This is a genomic window from Aureimonas psammosilenae, assembly GCF_009176975.1.
In the GTDB taxonomy this organism is placed as follows: domain Bacteria; phylum Pseudomonadota; class Alphaproteobacteria; order Rhizobiales; family Rhizobiaceae; genus Plantimonas; species Plantimonas psammosilenae.
On record NZ_WEZG01000004.1, the window covers coordinates 68,896 to 85,733 of the forward strand.

The window sequence follows — 16,838 nt, forward strand, 5'->3', positions numbered from 1 at the left end:
CTCAGAACCCGTTCGGATCGAGCGTGCCGCCGCCATCGGCGGCGCTCGCATAGGCGGCCTCGACCAACGCAAGAGTCTTCAGGTTGTCCGCTCCCGAAGTTTCGGGCTCGGTCCCGGCGGCAAGGCAGCGCACCCAGTGCTCCTGGATCGCCGCCACGCTTTCCTGGATGTTGTGCCAGGGGCGCTCCGCCCAAGGCAGAAGGGGCGGCGACACGTCCTCGTGGCGCGTCCCCTCCCCGTTCGTGACGGTCAGGCGATAATTCGCCCCGAGCCGGATCGAGCCTTCCGTCCCGTCGATCTCGATCAGCGTCTGGGGGAACAGTTCCTCCTCCAGCTTCGTCGCATAGGAACAATCGACGACGCTCGTCGCGCCCTCGTGGGCCAGCAGCATGGTGGCGACGTCCTCGCCCCGGATGCGCGGATTGATCCGCGCGGTGCGCGCCGTGATCGCCGATACGTCGCCGAACAGGAAACGCGCGATGTCGAGGGCGTGGATGCCGAGATCCTCGATGATGAAGCGGTTCCCTTCGGCCAGATAGGGCTGGCCGGAATAAACGTCATAGGCCGAGCGGAAGGAAACGCGGCCGAAGAAGGCCTTGCCGATCGCCCCGTCCTTGAGGATCTTGCCGACCGCCTGGATCGGAGACTGCCAGCGGAAGTTCTCGTGCACCATCAAGGGCACGCCGGCCTTCGCGCAGGCCGCGACCATGGCCCGCGCGTCATCCATGGAAGGCGCGAAGGGTTTTTGGCAGATCACCGGGATCTTCAGGGAAGCGGCGAGTTCCACGAGAGCGCGGTGGCTCGGCGCGGTGGTCGCGATATCCACGAAGTCGGGCCCGACCTCTTCCAGCATGGCGCGGGCATCGGTGAAGCGGCGCTCGATCCCGAACCGCTCGCCCATGTCGCGCAGCCGCGTTTCGTCGCGGTCGCAGATGGCGGCGATGGATACGCCATCGATCCCCGCCCAACCGTGCATCTGGTTGACGGCGAAGAAGCCGCAGCCGATCAGGGCGCCCTTGAGTTCGCTCATGCCGGTTCTTTCGTCAGGTCTTCAGGGTCGCGGATGCGCCCGGCGATGGTGAAGGTCAGGATCGCCGACACGAGCATCGCCACCCCGACGATGGCCATGGGCGCGCCATAGCTGCCTGTCCAGTCCTTCACCGCGCCGGTGACGAAGGGCGCGGCGAAGCCCGCGACATTGCCCATCGTGTTGATGAGGGCGATGCCGGCCGCCGCGCCCGCGCCGGAAAGAAAGCGGGCGGGAATGGACCAGAAGTTCGGCAACGCCGAGAAGATCGCGCAGGCCGTGACCGTGATCACGGCGATGGTCGCGGCGGGCGTCGGCATGGACAAAGCCAGCGGGATCGAGACCGCGCCGACAAGCGCCGGAATGCCGATATGCCACGGGCGAACGCCACGGCGCGTGGCGTCGCGGCTCCACAAAACGAGGGCGATCGCGGCCGGCAGATAAGGGATCGCGGTGATGAGGCCCTTCTGCATCACGGTGAACTTCGTGCCGAAGCTCGATTCGAAGCCGCCGATGATGGTCGGCAGAAAGAAGCCGAGGGCGTAAAGGCCGTAGATGAAGCCGAAATAGATGGCCGAGAGCACCCAGACGCGCCCGTCGAGAAGCGCCCTGGCGGTGCCCTTGCCGTGATGACCGGTCTTGATCCGGTCCTCGCGCGAAAGCTCTTCGTTCAGCCAGCGCTTTTCCTCGGCGTTCAGCCAGCGCGCGTCGTCCGGGCGGTCGGGCAGATAGAAATAGGTGACGATGCCGATGAGGATCGCCGGGATCGAGACGCCCGCGAACATCAGGCGCCAGCCTTCCAGGCCGAAGGCGCCGTGCATCCCGATCAGGAGGGACGCGATCGGGGCGCCGATCACGGTGGTCAGAGGCTGGGCGACATAGAAGATCGACAGGACCTTCGAGCGATGCCGCGAAGGCACCCAAAGGCTGAGGAACAGGATCGCGCCGGGAAAGAAGCCGGCTTCCGCGATGCCGAGAAGGAAGCGCAGCCAGTAGAGCTCAGTCGCGCTGCCGACCCAGGTGAAAAGAAGGGACACGATGCCCCAGCTCACCATGATGCGCGCCAGCCATTTGCGCGCGCCGAAGCGGTGAAGAGCAAGATTGCTCGGCACTTCCAGAAGGATGTAGCCGAGAAAGAAGATGCCGGCGGCGAAGCCGAACTGCGCGGCCGACAGGCCGAGATCCTGCGTCATGCCGTTCGGCCCCGCGAAGCTGATCGCGGTGCGGTCGAGGAAGTTGATGAAGAACATCAACCCGAGAAAGGGCACGAGCCGCCAGGTGATCTTGGAGATCGCCGAGTTTTCGACCTCGCTCGTCTCTGCCGCGCCGAGCCCGCGCGATGTCGCTGCCGTCATATCCACCCTCCCCTTCGGAAAACGGGCGACGACCGATCCGCCGCCCGTTTTCGGTTTTTTCGCGCCAGGACGGCGCGTCAGGTGATCCGACGGATGGAGTCGGCGAGTTCCTGCGGCTCGAAGACCCGCTTCCAGTCGTCGCGCATCAGCATCGGCTTGCCGAACTCGATCGCCTTGTTGCAGGCATCCGAGAAGACGCCGGGGGTTTCCTCGAAGATCACGGAACCGAGGACGTTCATGTGGCCGAGCAGGAAGTCGCGCGCGGCTTCCTTCGGCACGCCGCGCTTCACCACCTCGTCCATGGCCTCGCGCATGACCACGAGAAGGGAAGCGCAGACCGTCTCGGAAAGCCCCGGCTCCAGAAGCGCCATCTGTTCTACGGAAACGCGGTGCGAGCGCATCACCGGCGCCCAGATGACCTTCGCCACCTCCTCGCCCAGCGCGTAATGCTCGTCCGGTCCCTGCATCAGGGCCGAGACGATGTGCTGCTTGGCGGCGATGCCGCCGAAGAAGTCGCGCTTGGCCGCCATCTCCGTTTCATCGTTGAAGATCGGCGGGTGGCAGGGATGGGTGACGAAATAGGTGAGGTCGGAGCGCTCCGGCAGATGGCCGGCGAAGGGCGCGGCGGCGTCGAGGATCACGACGATCGTGCCGGGTTTCAGGTCCTTCTCGATGCCCGCCGCGACCTTGCCGATCACGGTGTCGGGCACGGCGAGGATCACGACCTCCGCGCCGTCGAGCGCTTCCCCTTGAGGCACGCAGTCGAAACCGAGGCCCGTCTTCAGCCGCTCCTGGCCCGCTTCGCTCAGCTCCACATGGCGGACTTCGAAGCGCGAGTTCTTCAGGTTGCTGGCGAGGCGATAGCCCATCTTTCCGCCGGCCCCGAACAATGCGACTGCCGTCATCGCAATCCCTTTCTTTGTTTATTGTGTTGGGCCGCTTTCGTCAGCGGCCGAGCGCCGCCTGCCGTTGAAGCGCGAGCTTCTGCTGGAGGCGCTGCTGGAACTGGTCGACCACGACGGCCGCGATGATCACGAGGCCCTTGATCACGGTCTGCCAGAAGGAGGAAACGCCCATCATCACGAGGCCGTCCGACAGAATGCCGATCACGAAGGCACCGACGATCGTACCGCCGATCCGGCCGCGCCCGCCCGACATGGAGGTGCCGCCGAGCACGGCCGCCGCGATGGCGTTCAGCTCGAAGGTCTCGCCGGTGGCGGGATGTGAGGCGACGAGCTGGGAAGAGATGATGAGCCCGACGATCGCGGCGCAGAAGCCGGAGAACATGTAGACGAACATCTTCACCCGGTTGACCTTGATGCCGGACAAGGCCGCCGCGCGCTCGTTGCCGCCGACGGCGTAGATCTGGCGCCCGAGCGGGGTGCGCGCGGCGAGATAGGCCGCGCCCAGGCCCACCGCGATCAGGACGAGGATCGAAACGGGGATGCCGAGCACCGAGCCCGCGCCGATGAAGGGAAAGCTCTGCGTCCCCCATTCGGCATTGCCCGACAGGTTCGGGAAGGTCGCGCCGCCCGACGACAGAAGCGCCGCGCCGCGCGCCACGTAGAGCGTGCCCAGCGTCGCGATAAAGGGCGCGACGTTCAACCTCGTGATCAGAAGGCCGTTCACGACGCCGACGAGAACGCCGACCAGGAGCGTGATGCCGACGATTTCCCAGGTGTTGAAGAACACCGTGTAGCCGGTGAATTCGAGGTTCACCCCGTTGAGGACGAGATAGCCCGCCACCATGCCGCAAAGGCCGACGATGGAGCCGACGGACAGATCGATGCCGCCGGTGATGATCACGAAGGTCATGCCGATGGCGAGAAAGGCGTTCAACGCCACGTGCTCGGACATGATCACGAGATTGGCCGTCGACAGGAAGTTCGGCGCGGCGAAGGAGAAGAACAGAACCACCGCGATCAGCGCGATGAAGGTCCGGGCCTTCAGGAGAAGAAGGGTCGGCGACACGTCGCCCGATGCCTTGGGGGCCGTCACGGCTTCGACGCTCATCACTGCAGCTCCCGCCGGCCGGAGCCGGTTGTCTTGTGGGGTTCGTGTCCGAGGAAGGACAGCGCCACCACCTTCTCCTCGGCGGCTTCCGCCCGCGCCATTTCCCCGGTGATCTTGCCGTTCGACATCACGACGATGCGGTCGGAAAGCTCCATCACCTCTTCGAGGTCCGAGGTGACGAAGAGGATGCCGAGCCCTTGCGCGGCGAGTTCCCGCATCACGCGGAAGACTTCCGCCTTGGCGCCGATATCGATGCCCCGGCTCGGCTCGTCCATGAGAAGCACCTTCGGCCCCGTCATCAACGCCTTGCCGATCACGATCTTCTGCTGGTTGCCGCCCGACAAGGACGATACCGGCGCGTCGAGCGAGGCGACCTTGACGGCGAGCTTCTTCACGAATTCCGCGACGCCGCGCTTTTCCTTGGCGACATCGAGATGAATGCCGGCACGGGTAAAGGCGGCCAGACTCGACATCGTCATGTTCTCGGCCACCGACAGGATCTGCACGAGCCCTTCCGCCTTGCGGTCCTCCGGGATCAGCGCGATGCCGCGCTTGATGCGCCCGTGGATCGAGCGTTCAGTGAGTTCCTGGCCGGCGAGCGTCACGCGGCCCTTGGCCTCCGGCATCCGGCCCATGATGCAGTCGAAGAGTTCGGACCGTCCCGCGCCCATCAACCCGTAGATGCCGACGATCTCGCCGGATTTAAGGGAAAGCGACACGTGGTCGACGGCAAAGCCCCCGCCCTTCCTCGGCAGGGTCATGTCTTCCACAGTGAGGAGTTCCGGGCCGTAGTCGTGATGGATGGTCTTGGCGAAGTCCTTGGAGGCCGAGCCGATCATGGCGCGCACGATCCAGGGCACGTCGACTTCCCCCATCGGGCGCGATCCGGTGATGCGCCCGTCGCGAAGAACGGTGATGTAGTCGCCGATCCGCACCAGTTCTTCCAGGCGGTGCGAGATATAGACGATGGCGACGCCCTGGGCGCGAAGCTCACCGATGACGCGGAAGAGGATGTCCACTTCCGCCGCCGAAAGCGCCGAGGTCGGCTCGTCCATGATGATGATGCGCGCGTCCTGGGCGAGGACTTTCGCGATCTCCACGATCTGCTGCTCGCCGATGCGAAGATCGCCGACCGGCGTCGCGGGGTCGTTGGCATGTTCCAGCCGTTTCAGCAGCTTTGCCGCTTCCGCGTTCTGGGCTTTCGCGTCGATGTCGATACCCCCGCGCGTTTTCTCGCGGCCGATGAAGATGTTCTCGGCGATCGTCATGTTCGGGAAAAGGTTGAGTTCCTGGAACACGATGCCGATGCCGTGCTTGGCGGCGGCCGCCGTGTCGGACAGGGTGACCGGCTCGCCGCCCATCAGGATCTGCCCTTCCGTCGGCTGCTCGACGCCGGCGATGATCTTCATAAGCGTCGACTTGCCCGCGCCGTTCTCGCCGACGAGAACGTTGACCGCGCCGCGCCGCACGTCGAAATCGACGCCTTTCAGGGCTTGCGTGCCCGGATAGACCTTGGTCGCGCCGCGCACCGACAGGACGATATCTGGATTGGACGAAGCGCTCACGATTGCGGCGCCTCCACGCGCATGGAAACGGGCGTGAAGAGCACCCTCTCGGTTGAAGAGCGTAAGGTGAAGACGCCGGTCGCCTCGACTTTCGAGCCGACGAGCCGGTCGCGCGGCAGGTCTTTCAGCACCTTCTCGTAGGCGGCGGTATTGAAGCTTTTGGCGACGTCCGCAAACTCGATCTGGTTCCTGACCTGCGTGAAGCTCACGAAAGGCAACGCGTCGCGGATGGACGTGCCCTTGATGACGGGGCCGAGCTGGATCGTGGCGTCCGGCTTCCCGTCGCCATCGACATCGACTTCGGCGGTCGCGGCGCGCGAGCCCGTATTGGCGGCCGTCACCGTGCCGGAAAGGCGCGAAACGAAGTTCCAGGGCGCGCCCTCGCCGACCTCGCGATAGCCGTATTTCTCGCCCGCCAGCTTCAGATCGGCCTTGGCGGCGGCGGTGACTTCCGGGAAAGGCGCGGCCTTCTCAGTGACATAGGGCACGACCTTGGTGTCCCAGAGCGCCGTGGCGTTGGCGCCGGCGCTCGGCTTTGCAGCCGCTTCCGCCCGCGCCTTCAGTTCCGCCGTTTCGATGATCTTGCAGCCGGAAAGCCCGGTGCAGAAAATAGTGAGAAGGCAGGAAGCGAACAAGGTCCGCATCATTTCCAATTTCCCGATTCTCTTGAAAGACGAGAAGCGTCGCCCGTCATGGACGCCGCTCAAAGGGAAGATCAGTCCTTCAGCGCGAAGGTTTCGAGCTTGTCGGCATTGTCGGCATTGATGAGGATGCAGTCCATGAGCTGCTTTTCCTCGGCGCCCGTCTTGCCGGTGTCGAGATATTGCTTGGCCTGTTCCACGGCGAGCTGCGCCTGGCGATAGGCCGGCTGGAGAACGGTGGCCTTGATGCCGCCCTTCTTGATGGAGTCGCGGACATCGTTGGAGCCGTCGAAGCCCACGACGATGACGTCGGTGCGGCCCGCCGCTTCCAGCGCGGCCCAGGCGCCCATGGCCATCGTGTCGTTGCCCGAGATGACGCCCTTGATCTCAGGATTGGCCTGAAGGATCGTCTGCATCCGCTCGAAGGCTTCCGTCTGGCTCCAGTTGGCCGATTGCTGCGCGACGCGCTTCATGTCGGGATACTGGTCGAGCACGTCCTTGTAACCGCCGGAGCGGATACCGGCATTGGTGTCGGCTTCGCGCCCGAGAAGCTCGGCATAGGGGCCCTTCTCGCCCATCAGCTTCACGAATTCCTCGGCCCCGAGCTGCGCGCCCTGATAGTTGTTCGACACGATCTGCGACACGGCGATGCCGGTCTCGTTGATCTCGCGGTCGATCAAAAAGCTCGGAATGCCGGCATTCTTGGCCTTCTGCACGGCGGCGGTGGTGGCGGCCGCGCCCGCATTGTCGAGAACGATGGCTTTCGCGCCGCGCGCGATGGCCGTGTCGAAAAGCTGGTTCTGCTTGTTGGCGTCGTCGTCATGGACGAGGATCAGGGGCTCGAAGCCGAGTTCCTTGGCCTTTGCCGCCGCACCCTCGGCTTCGGCCTTGAAGAAGGGGTTGTCGTGGCTTGGCGTGATGATCGCCATGAGATCGGCGGCACTCGCCAAGCCGGGCGCGCCGGCCAGAACCGCCGCCAAAGTGATGGATTGCAGGACACGCTTGAGCACGGCTTCCTCCCTGATGCCGACGACGCGCGCTGCCCAGCCTCCCAGCCGGCAGCGGTCGCCACGAGACATAGCGAGCCGCTGCGCAACTGGTCAACTGGTATAATGACTATACAGAGAAGAGACTTTAGCCAGCTTCAGTCCACGGCGATGCCGACGATCTCCGCTTCGCCCTCGCCCGCCCTGACGCTTTCGCCGACGCCCTTGCCGATCAGGGCGCGCGCCAAGGGCGAGGAAAAAGACAGGAAGCCCGTTTTCGGATCGGCCTCGTCGGTGCCGACGATGCGGAACGTCTGCTGCCGCCCGTCATCGCGTTCGATGGATACGGCGCAGCCGAACTGGACGATATCGGCGCCGGCATCCGGCACCACGACCTCGGCCAGCGCCCGGCGGGCCCGCCAATAGCGAAGGTCGCGGTTCAAGGTCGCCATACCCACCTTGTCGCCGGCCTCGCGCGCGGCGGCCAGTCTCGCTTCGTCGGCCGCGATCGCCTCGTCGATCAGTTTGAGCCCCCGTTCGGTGACGAGGCTCGGTTCCTGGCCGAGTTCCCGGTCGGGCAGAACCTCGACCTGATCCTCGTTCGGCTCCTTCACGAAGGCGACGCTCATGGCTTGAACTCCGAAAACTCCAAACCTCCCATATGGTCGCTCCGTGGCTTGTTTTCGAGGCCGGACCCTATTTCAGGAGCCAGTCGAGGGACCGGCGAAGCCGCGCCGCGCCATCCGTTTCGAACCACGCGCCATGGGTGAAGATCACCCGCTCCGGCTCGAAGGCGACGATGCGCCGGGCGGCTTCGCGCGCGAGATTGCCGCGCAGGGCGATCACCGCGCGCAAATAGGCCGGCGCCCGGCCGTTCGGCGCCGCATTGCCGGCAAGGCGCGCGAAGACGCGCATCGGGGCGGGCAGCTTCTCCGGCTCCAGATTCTGCACGAGATCGGTGAGAAGCAGCGTGCGCGAGGCCTTGTGGAACAGGGCCACCTCGCAGAAACCGCCGATGCCCGGCACCGCGACCTGATCCACCTCGGCGTCCCATTCGGCCCGGCCGGGTCCGAGATCGGCGTCGAGGCGGACACCGGAGCGCTTAACCTGCCCCCGCTCGCGTAAGCCCGGCGCGGCCCAGGTCTTCGCTTGGGGAAGATGGTCCTGCCACTCTTTCAGGTAGGTCCAGTGCGCGCTGTTGGGCGCGACCAGATGCCGGATCGGCCCGATCCGCTCCAGCGCCTCGTGGAGAGCCGCGCTGTAGCGGGTCGGCGAATGGAGGAGCAACCCGCCATTGCCGAGGCGGATCGCGCTCATCCGCACCGGCAAGGGTATCCCCATCGCCCGGATCGGCCCGCTATCCACCACGAAGACGCCCTCCGCCACCTCCTTCGGCACGTCGAGCGGCGGATAGGTGACGTCGGTGTCGTTCATGGCGCGACTCAACTCGTCGGCATGGCGACGCGCGGCAGCGTCGGATGTTCCGACACTTCCGGCTCGTAGGAGGCGGGAGCGCCTTCGCGCACGGCGCTGATGCGCACGGGCACGGATTTCGCCGCCGGCGTGTTGGAGCGCTCGTCGCGGTGGTAGAGCGGCAGAAGCGCGTTGGTTTCGGGATAATAAGCCCCGCAGCAGCCTTCCGGCACGTCGAAGGCGACGACCTTGAAGCCCGAAACGCGCCGCTCCACCCCGTCGAGCGACAGGGTCGTGAACTCGATCAGGTCGCCCTCGCGAAGGTTCTGGGCGGCCATGTCGCGCTCGTTCATGAACGCCACCATCCGCTGGCCCGACACGCCGCGATACCGGTCGTTGTCGGAATAAACGGTGGTGTTGAACTGGTCGTGGCTGCGCAGCGTCATGAGCTGGAAATGCGGTGCGTCCGGTACGTCGTCGTCCTCGTCGCGGATCTTCGGGTTGAACAGGAAATTCGCCTTGGCCGTTGGCGTGTTCCATTTGCGCTCCGCAGCCGCGTTCGGCAGGCGAAAGCCGCCCGGCTCGGCGATGCGCCGGTTGTAGTCCTTGAACTGGTCGGGAAACACCGCCTCGATCCGCTCTCGGATCAGGGCATAGTTTCCGCACAAGGCGTCCCAGTCGATCTTCTCCGAGCTGCCGACCGTGGCCTTGGCGAGTTGCGCCACGATCCAGGGCTCGGAGCGGCAATGTTCGCTGGCCGGCGTCAGCATGCCGGTCGAGCCGTGCACCTGGGAAAAGCTGTCCTCCACCGTGATCGTCTGGCGACCGCCGCTCTGGATATCGGTTTCGGTGCGTCCGATGACCGGGAGGATATAAGCGCGCTTGCCGTGGATCAGATGGCTGCGGTTCAGCTTCGTCGCCATGTGAACGGTGAGGCCGATCGTCGGCACTTTCTCCGCGACGCGATCCGTATCGGGAATGGCGCGGAAGAAGTTGCCGCCGAGCGCCACGAAGGCATCCACCTCGCCGTTGAGGATCGCCTCGCAGCATTCGGCCGTGTCGTGACCGTGGGCGCGTGGGCTGGTGAAGCCGAAGACCTTGTCCATCTGGGCGAGGAAGGCTTCCGTCGGCGTCTTGTTGATGCCGACGGTGCGGTCCCCTTGCACGTTGGAATGACCGCGGATCGGACAGGCGCCGGCGCCGAGCTTGCCGACATTGCCGCGCATGAGAAGAAGATCGAGAATGGCGTGCATGGCCTCGCCGCCGTGGCGGTGCTGGGTGATGCCCATGCCCCAGCAGACGATGACGCGCTCGGCCTTCATGTAGATTTGAGCGGCATCCTCGAGCTGGCTTCGCGTCAAGGCGGTGGTGCGCTCCACCACGTCCCAGGAGAGTTCGCGCACGAAGGTGGCGAATTCCTCGAAGCCCGCCGTGTGCTCGGCGATGAAGTCGAGATCGAGGATGCGTTTGCCGCCCGCCGCCTTCGCGGCGTCGTCGGCCGCGATCACGGCTTTGCACATCCCTTGCATGGCCAGGATGTCGCCGCCGGTGCGAAGCTGGTAGTAGCGCGACGAGATCGTCTGGCCGCCGCCCGGCAGCATGTCGCGCACGCTCTGCGGGTCGGCGAAGCGCAGGAGGGCGCGTTCCTTCAACGGGTTGAAGGACACGATCGGCACGCCGCGCTTGGCCATGGAATGAAGATAGGTCAGCATACGCGGGCTGTTGGTGCCGGGATTCTGGCCGATGATGAAGACCGCGTCGCAGGCTTCCCAGTCGTCCAGCGTCACCGTGCCCTTGCCGACCCCGATGCTTTCGGGCAGCGCCACCGTGGTGGTCATGTGGCACATGTCGGAACAATCGGGGAAATTGTTGGTGCCGAGCCGGCGCCCGAAGAGCTGCCAAAGAAATGCCGCCTCGTTGGAGGCGCGGCCCGAGGTGTAGAGCTCCACCCGGTTCGGATCGAGATCGCGAAGCGTGCCGCCGATCTCGGCAAGGGCCGTGCCCCAGTCCACCGGCTCGTAGCGGTCGCTCGCCGCGTCGTAGCGCATGGGATGGGTCAGCCGGCCTTCGTTTTCGAGGTCGTGGTCGGTCCACCCCTTCAATTCCTCCACCGTATGGGCGGCGAAGAAATCGGGGCCGGTGCGCTTCTTCGTGGCTTCCCAGGCGACCGCCTTCGCGCCGTTCTCGCAATATTCGGCGACATGCGGGGTGCGGGGGTCCGGCCAGGCGCAGCTCGGGCAGTCGAACCCCCCCGGCTTGTTCATCGACAGAAGCGCGCGGTTGCCCTTGATGAGGATCTTCTGCTGGCCGAGATGCTTCTCGACGGCATTCAACGCACCCCAGCCACCGGCGGGGGGCGGATTGGGGGCGTTCTTGCGACCCTCGCTCATGAAATTCCTTCCTTCTTCGAACGCCAGATGAAAGCGGAGGGCGCGATGCTTTCAAGGCTATAGATCGGCATCCGGGTAAGGAAGTCGTCTTCGCGGGCCAAGGGATCGTCGCGAGAATGTCGTGAAAGCGAAATCCGCGCGTCACGGCTCGCCGGCTAAAGGCTGGCTCCAAGCCGGCGCGAGGGGTGTCGCGGCCGGCGCTTCTTCGTTTTTGAGGGGCTAGCGCGATGAACGCCATGGTTTCACATGACAATTCGAAACGGCGGGCCGGCAGAACCGTGCTCGCCTCACTCGGCGCAGCGCTAGCCGTATCGGTTCTCGGCGCGAGCCCGGCTCTGGCCGAAAAGACCAGGTTCGAGTTCTGGTTCGGCCTCACCGGCGATCTCGCCGAGCGCGTCCAGGATGCCTGCCGCAAATTCAACGAGTCGCAGGGCGATTACGAGATCACCTGCACCAGCCAGGGCAATTACGACGCCAACCTCCAGAACACGATCGCGGCTTATCGCGCCAAGAAGCAGCCGGCGATCACGCAGGTCTACGATGTCGGCACGCTCGACCTGATGATGTCGGGCGCCTTTCTGCCCGCCAAGAAGCTGATGGCCGACAACGGCTACCAGATCGACTGGAACAACTACTTCCCCGGCATCGCGAACTATTACGCCACCGCCAAGGGCGAGCTGCAGAGTTTCCCCTTCAACTCCTCCACCGCGATGTTCTATTACAATGCCAGCGCCTTCAAAAAGGCCGGCATCGCGGAAGGGCCCAAGACCTGGACCGATGTCGAGGCCGCCGCGCGCAAGCTGAAAGCCGCCGGCTTCGATTGCCCAATGGGCTTCAACTTCGACCCCTGGCAGACGCTGGAGCAGTTCTCCGCCATCCACGACCAGCCGATCGCCACGAAGAACAACGGCTATGGCGGGCTCGATGCCGAAGTCGTCTTCAACAAGACGAAGTTCGTGGACCAGGTGACGTTCATGAAGCGCTTGGCCGACGAGAAGCTCTTCGTGCCGAAAACCAAGCAGCTCGGCATGGACATCGTCCCGTCCTTCACCTCGCAGACCTGCCAGATGATCATGACCTCGATCGGCGATCACGGCACGATCGGCAAGACCATGCCGGAAGGCGTGGAATGGCATGTGACGCTCCTGCCGGTGATGGAAGGCACGCAGCGGAAGAACTCGCTCGTCGGCGGCGCTTCCCTTTGGGTGCTGAACGGGCGCCCGGAAGCCGAATACAAGGGCGCGGCCGCGTTCCTGAACTTCATCGCCCAGCCCGACATGGTGGAATGGTGGTCGACGGTCACCGGCTACATCCCGGTGACGAAGACCGGCTTCGAGGCGATGAAGAAGAACGGCTTCTACGACAAGCCGCTGTTCAAGGGCCGCGAGCTCGCCATCGAAAGCCTCACCTATACGCCGCCGTCGGAGAATACGCGCGGCATCCGCCTTGGCGGCATGACGCAGATTCGCAAGGAGGTCTCGACCGCCTTGGAGGCGATCTTCATGCAGAATGCCGACGTGCAGGCGAGCCTCGATCAGGCGGCAGAGCGTTCCAACGCGCTTCTGCGCCGCTTCGAGAAGACCTATGCGGGCCGCACACTTGACTGACGCGACCCTCGATGCAGCGCTCGCCGGTGGATCGGACCCGATCCGCCGGCGGCGTCCTCTCTCCCGCCGCCCGCCCAGTGCCGCCCTTGCCGTGGCGGCAAACCAGAAGCGCGCCGTGTTCCGCTCGCGGCTCGTGCCGGTGCTGGCCGCCCTGCCGCAGCTTCTCCTGATCGCGTTGTTCTTCTACTGGCCCGCCGTGTCGGTGATGAACTGGGCCTTCACGCTGGAGCCGGCTTTCGGCGGCGCGGGGGAACGGCTCTTCGTCGGATTCGACAATTTCCGCGCCGTCTTCGCTGACGATCTCTACTGGTCCTCCGTGTCGATCAGCCTGATCTTCTCCGCGACGGCGACACTCGCGACGCTTGTCCTGGCGCTCGTTCTCGCCCTTTGCGTCGACCGCCAGTTGAAGGGCTCCAAGGCCTTCCGCTTCTTCTACATCTGGCCTTATGCGCTGGCCGGCCCCGCCATCGGCACGGCCTTTCTGTTCGTTCTGTCGCCCGAGCGCGGGCTGATGGCGATCGTCAACGCCGCCTCGCCCGACTTCTGGAACCCGGCCAGATCCGGCAACCAGGCCATGATACTGATCGTCACCTGCTTCGTATGGAAATGGGTCGGCTACGCCTTCATCTTTATGCTGGCGGGCCTTCAATCCATTCCGCGCTCGCTTCTGGAAGCCGCGGCCATGGACGGCTCCGGCCCGGTGCGCCGCGCCCTCGATATCCAGATTCCTCTCCTGTCGCCAACGCTGTTCCTGCTTCTCGTCCTGATCCTCACCGAAAGCTTCGTCGGCAAGGACACGTTCGGCATCGTCGACCGCACCACGGAAGGTGGCCCGAACAACGCCACCAACGTCATGGTCTACAATATCGTCAATCAGGCCTTCCGGGGGCTCGATTATTCCGGGGCGGCGGCCCAGAGCCTCGTCCTCATCGGGCTCATCATGGTCTTCACCTTCGTCCAGTTCCGCTTCGTCGAGCGGCGCGTCCATTATCGCTGAAGGCGGACCCCATGATCGAACGCACCCCCGCCGCCAATGCCGTCACCTACGCGATCATGACGCTGGCCCTCGGCAGCGTCCTCCTGCCCTTCTGGATCGTGTTCTGCGCGTCCACGCAGTCGCTCCAAGCGGTGAACGCCGTTCCCTTCTCCTTTCTGCCGGGCGGCGAGATGCTGGCGAACTACGCCAATGCCTGGGACCGGGGGGATCTCGGCACGGCCCTCTTCAACTCCTTCGCCATGGCGGCCCTGGTGACGGGCGGCAAGATCGCCGTCTCGGCGCTCAGCGCCTTCGCCATCGTCTACTTCCGTTCCTCCTGGGGCACCGTGTTCTTCTGGCTCGTCTTCATGACGCTGATGCTGCCGCTCGAAGTGCGCGTGGTGCCGACCTACAACATCGCCGCCGACGCCTTTCAGCCGATCCGTTTGCTTGTCCAGACGCTGACCGGCATCGAAGTGTCGGTGGAATGGAACCTCCTCAATTCCTATTCCGGCCTCACCCTGCCACTCGTCGCGACCGCCACCGGCACCTTCCTGTTCCGCCAGTTCTTCATGACGGTGCCGGACGAACTGGCGGAAGCCGCGCGCATGGACGGCTCCGGCCCCTGGCGCTTCTTCGTGGATATCCTCCTGCCCTTGTCGCGCACCAACATGCTGGCGCTCGCCACCATCCTCTTCGCCGATACCTGGAACCAGTATCTCTGGCCAAAACTCATGGTGACGGACCCCGCCTATCGCACGGCGCAAACCGCGCTCGGCGCGCTGATCCCTTCGCCGGACGGCGCGCCGCAATGGAACGTCACCATGGCGGGCGCGCTTCTCGTGGTCCTCCCGCCCCTCATCGTCGTCGCCGTACTTCAGCGCTGGTTCGTGCGCGGCCTCATCGTGACCGAAAAGTAAGGAGAGACGCCGATGGCCAGGATCGAGATCCGCGATCTTCGCAAGTCCTACGGCTCGACCCGGACGCTTCACGGCATCGACCTCGACTTCGCGTCGGGCGAGTTCGTGGTGGTGCTTGGGCCGTCGGGCTGCGGCAAGTCCACCATGCTGCGCATGATCGCGGGGCTGGAAGACATCACCGGCGGCGAGATCGCCATCGACGGGCGCGTCGTGAACAGCCAAGAGCCACGCGAGCGCGGCTGCGCCATGGTGTTCCAGTCCTACGCCCTTTATCCGCACATGAGCGTCGCGCAGAACATCGGCTACGCCCTGAAGGTGGCGGGGATGAAAAAGGCCGAGATCGAGCGGCGCGTGAAGGAAACGGCAGCCGTGGTCGGCCTCACCGATTATCTCGACCGCCGCCCTGCGGCCCTTTCCGGCGGCCAGCGCCAGCGCGTCGCCATGGGCCGCGCCATCGTGCGCGAGCCGCGCGTCTTCCTGTTCGACGAGCCCTTGTCCAATCTCGACGCGAAACTGCGCGTTTCCATGCGTGCCGAGATCCGCAAGCTGCACAAGCGCTTGGCCGCGACCTCCGTTTTCGTCACGCACGATCAGGTGGAGGCGATGACGCTCGCCGACCGCCTCGTGGTGATGAACAAGGGGCTGGTGGAACAGGTCGGCACGCCGACCGAAATCTACGACCGCCCACGCACCACCTTTGTCGCGTCCTTTATCGGCTCGCCGGCGATGAACCTCCTGCCGGCGACCTTGCAATATGGCGGGGCGGGCGTGTCGCTCGGGCGCGTCCATATTCCGCTGCCCGCCAAGATCGAGGGGCTGGCCTCCGGCACCGAGGTCACGCTCGGCATTCGGCCGGAGCGGATCGAGGTGGTCGACGCCAGCCATCGCGCAGCGCTTCCGGTGACGGTGGACTTCGTGGAGGAACTCGGGCCCGCCCGCGCGATCCATGCGGTGGGACCGGGTTTCACGGTCGCGCTTCTCAGCACCGAGAATCTGCGCCCCGAGGCCGGCGAGCGGCTATATCTGCGCCTGCCCTCCGAACACCTGCATCTCTTCTCGGCCAAGACCGGCCTTCGCCTCGACGCCACGCCGGGCCCCGTGCCCGAGCCCCGCTCCCTGTCCGAAGCCCCACCTTCGGCCGCCTATGCCTGACCGGCAGCCGTCATGAAAAAGGCCGGACCCCACGAAGGTCCGGCCTTTTTGTTTGGGAAAGAAGCAAGCCGAGAAGGCCCGCCCCGATAGGATCACGCTTCCTCGTCGAAGCCGAAGTCGCCGCCGGCATCGGCCATTTCGGTGGCTTCCTGTTCCACTGCGTTGCCGGCATCCGCCACCGCACCCTCCACGGCCGCCGCCGGATCGCCACCGAAGGCGTTGGACAGCATGGAGCCGAGCATCATGCCGCCCGCGACGCCCATCGCCGTTTGCGCGGCGCCCGCCATGAAGCCGCCACCGCCGCCCGCACGATTGCCGAACGCACCGCCCGGCTGCTGCTGGCCATAGGCGTTCTGCTGACCGCCGTTCCAGGGACCGCCCTGCTGCGCGCCGGCAGGAGCGCCGTAGCCGCCCTGTTGACCGTAAGCCGGCTGCTGCGGCGCTTGACGAGAGCCTTGCGACCCACCGCCGAAGAGCGAGCCGAAGAAGCCGCCGCCGGACGACTGCGGACGGTTTGAGGCTTGCGATTCCAGCGCCTGGATGCGCGCTTGCGCGGCTTCGAGCGCTTGTTCCTGCATGATGATGGTCTGCGCCATGTAGTAGGGCGCGCCGGGCTGGCGGGACACGCTATCCTTGATGAAGCTGTCGGCGCTCTCGTCGCGCGGCGGGGCCGAGCGCTCGGCATCGGCCAGCTTGCCGAAAAGGTTCTGGATGAGGGACTGCTCGTTCTGGTTCATGGTGTTTCCTCGAATTTCTGTAAGGCTCGGCGGGGCACGCAGCCCCGCCCGGCCGT

15 protein-coding genes are annotated in these 16,838 nt (G+C 65.3%); 4 read left to right on the plus strand and 11 right to left on the minus strand.

Annotated elements, in window-relative coordinates; all coding sequences use genetic code 11:
- Nucleotide 1: 1 nt before the first annotated feature.
- The 10 genes from F9929_RS09080 to F9929_RS09125 form a co-directional block, all read right to left on the minus strand.
- Nucleotides 2-1,030, minus strand: a complete 1,029-nt coding sequence (locus F9929_RS09080) for a Gfo/Idh/MocA family protein (protein WP_152046250.1) — start codon at nucleotides 1,028-1,030, stop codon at nucleotides 2-4.
- The gene (locus F9929_RS09085) at nucleotides 1,027-2,382 is read right to left on the minus strand and encodes an MFS transporter (RefSeq protein WP_152046251.1); all 1,356 of its coding nucleotides are present in this window, start codon (nucleotides 2,380-2,382) and stop codon (nucleotides 1,027-1,029) included. Before F9929_RS09085 ends, F9929_RS09080 begins: the two co-directional genes overlap by 4 nt.
- Before the next feature lie 77 nt (nucleotides 2,383-2,459).
- Nucleotides 2,460-3,287, minus strand: coding sequence for a phosphogluconate dehydrogenase C-terminal domain-containing protein (locus tag F9929_RS09090; RefSeq protein ID WP_152046252.1), 828 nt, complete (start codon nucleotides 3,285-3,287; stop codon nucleotides 2,460-2,462).
- Between the two features lie 40 nt (nucleotides 3,288-3,327).
- Complete coding sequence (locus F9929_RS09095; protein WP_152046253.1) at nucleotides 3,328-4,395, minus strand: ABC transporter permease; 1,068 nt, start codon at nucleotides 4,393-4,395, stop codon at nucleotides 3,328-3,330.
- Entirely contained in the window at nucleotides 4,395-5,960 is a 1,566-nt protein-coding gene (locus tag F9929_RS09100) for a sugar ABC transporter ATP-binding protein (RefSeq protein ID WP_152046254.1), read from the minus strand. Before F9929_RS09100 ends, F9929_RS09095 begins: the two co-directional genes overlap by 1 nt.
- Nucleotides 5,957-6,607, minus strand: a complete 651-nt coding sequence (locus tag F9929_RS09105; protein WP_152046255.1) for a DUF2291 family protein — start codon at nucleotides 6,605-6,607, stop codon at nucleotides 5,957-5,959. The genes F9929_RS09100 and F9929_RS09105 overlap by 4 nt, the downstream gene beginning before the upstream one ends.
- Nucleotides 6,608-6,675: 68 nt before the next feature.
- The gene (locus F9929_RS09110; RefSeq protein WP_407922219.1) at nucleotides 6,676-7,587 is read right to left on the minus strand and encodes a D-ribose ABC transporter substrate-binding protein; all 912 of its coding nucleotides are present in this window, start codon (nucleotides 7,585-7,587) and stop codon (nucleotides 6,676-6,678) included.
- A 158-nt stretch (nucleotides 7,588-7,745) separates the two neighbouring features.
- Complete coding sequence (locus F9929_RS09115; protein ID WP_152046257.1) at nucleotides 7,746-8,216, minus strand: GreA/GreB family elongation factor; 471 nt, start codon at nucleotides 8,214-8,216, stop codon at nucleotides 7,746-7,748.
- A 67-nt stretch (nucleotides 8,217-8,283) separates the two neighbouring features.
- On the minus strand, nucleotides 8,284-9,021 hold the full coding sequence (locus F9929_RS09120; RefSeq protein WP_152046258.1) for a DUF4336 domain-containing protein: 738 nt from the start codon (nucleotides 9,019-9,021) through the stop codon (nucleotides 8,284-8,286).
- Nucleotides 9,022-9,029: 8 nt separating this feature from the next.
- On the minus strand, nucleotides 9,030-11,390 hold the full coding sequence (locus tag F9929_RS09125) for an FdhF/YdeP family oxidoreductase (RefSeq protein ID WP_152046259.1): 2,361 nt from the start codon (nucleotides 11,388-11,390) through the stop codon (nucleotides 9,030-9,032).
- 236 nt (nucleotides 11,391-11,626) lie between these two features.
- Between F9929_RS09125 and F9929_RS09130 the strand changes: the two genes are divergently transcribed.
- The 4 genes from F9929_RS09130 to F9929_RS09145 all read left to right on the plus strand — a co-directional run bounded on the left by F9929_RS09130 (nucleotide 11,627) and on the right by F9929_RS09145 (nucleotide 16,045).
- The gene (locus F9929_RS09130) at nucleotides 11,627-12,997 is read left to right on the plus strand and encodes an extracellular solute-binding protein (protein WP_152046260.1); all 1,371 of its coding nucleotides are present in this window, start codon (nucleotides 11,627-11,629) and stop codon (nucleotides 12,995-12,997) included.
- A gap of 91 nt (nucleotides 12,998-13,088) precedes the next feature.
- Nucleotides 13,089-13,994 (plus strand): carbohydrate ABC transporter permease, encoded by a 906-nt coding sequence (locus tag F9929_RS09135; protein WP_193227697.1) that lies wholly within the window; start codon nucleotides 13,089-13,091, stop codon nucleotides 13,992-13,994.
- A gap of 11 nt (nucleotides 13,995-14,005) precedes the next feature.
- Nucleotides 14,006-14,893 carry an ABC transporter permease subunit gene (locus tag F9929_RS09140; RefSeq protein WP_152046262.1) on the plus strand — a complete coding sequence of 296 codons (888 nt, stop codon included), beginning with the start codon at nucleotides 14,006-14,008 and terminating at the stop codon, nucleotides 14,891-14,893.
- Nucleotides 14,894-14,905: 12 nt separating this feature from the next.
- A complete protein-coding gene (locus tag F9929_RS09145; protein ID WP_152046263.1) occupies nucleotides 14,906-16,045 on the plus strand; it encodes an ABC transporter ATP-binding protein in 1,140 nt (379 codons plus the stop codon).
- Nucleotides 16,046-16,137: 92 nt separating this feature from the next.
- On the opposite strand, the gene F9929_RS09150 is transcribed toward F9929_RS09145, so the two are convergent.
- Nucleotides 16,138-16,782 (minus strand): DUF2076 domain-containing protein, encoded by a 645-nt coding sequence (locus F9929_RS09150; protein ID WP_152046264.1) that lies wholly within the window; start codon nucleotides 16,780-16,782, stop codon nucleotides 16,138-16,140.
- Between the last annotated feature and the right edge of the window lie 56 nt (nucleotides 16,783-16,838).

What these genes read in the sequence shown, in the direction of transcription:
- F9929_RS09080 (WP_152046250.1), bottom strand. Translation starts at nt 1,030, where the DNA reads ATGAGCGAACTCAAGGGCGCCCTGATCGGCTGCGGCTTCTTCGCCGTC.
- F9929_RS09085 (WP_152046251.1), bottom strand. Translation starts at nt 2,382, where the DNA reads ATGACGGCAGCGACATCGCGCGGGCTCGGCGCGGCAGAGACGAGCGAG.
- F9929_RS09090 (WP_152046252.1), bottom strand. Translation starts at nt 3,287, where the DNA reads ATGACGGCAGTCGCATTGTTCGGGGCCGGCGGAAAGATGGGCTATCGC.
- F9929_RS09095 (WP_152046253.1), bottom strand. Translation starts at nt 4,395, where the DNA reads ATGAGCGTCGAAGCCGTGACGGCCCCCAAGGCATCGGGCGACGTGTCG.
- F9929_RS09105 (WP_152046255.1), bottom strand. Translation starts at nt 6,607, where the DNA reads ATGATGCGGACCTTGTTCGCTTCCTGCCTTCTCACTATTTTCTGCACC.
- F9929_RS09115 (WP_152046257.1), bottom strand. Translation starts at nt 8,216, where the DNA reads ATGAGCGTCGCCTTCGTGAAGGAGCCGAACGAGGATCAGGTCGAGGTT.
- F9929_RS09120 (WP_152046258.1), bottom strand. Translation starts at nt 9,021, where the DNA reads ATGAACGACACCGACGTCACCTATCCGCCGCTCGACGTGCCGAAGGAG.
- F9929_RS09125 (WP_152046259.1), bottom strand. Translation starts at nt 11,390, where the DNA reads ATGAGCGAGGGTCGCAAGAACGCCCCCAATCCGCCCCCCGCCGGTGGC.
- F9929_RS09130 (WP_152046260.1), top strand. Translation starts at nt 11,627, where the DNA reads ATGGTTTCACATGACAATTCGAAACGGCGGGCCGGCAGAACCGTGCTC.
- F9929_RS09140 (WP_152046262.1), top strand. Translation starts at nt 14,006, where the DNA reads ATGATCGAACGCACCCCCGCCGCCAATGCCGTCACCTACGCGATCATG.
- F9929_RS09145 (WP_152046263.1), top strand. Translation starts at nt 14,906, where the DNA reads ATGGCCAGGATCGAGATCCGCGATCTTCGCAAGTCCTACGGCTCGACC.
- F9929_RS09150 (WP_152046264.1), bottom strand. Translation starts at nt 16,782, where the DNA reads ATGAACCAGAACGAGCAGTCCCTCATCCAGAACCTTTTCGGCAAGCTG.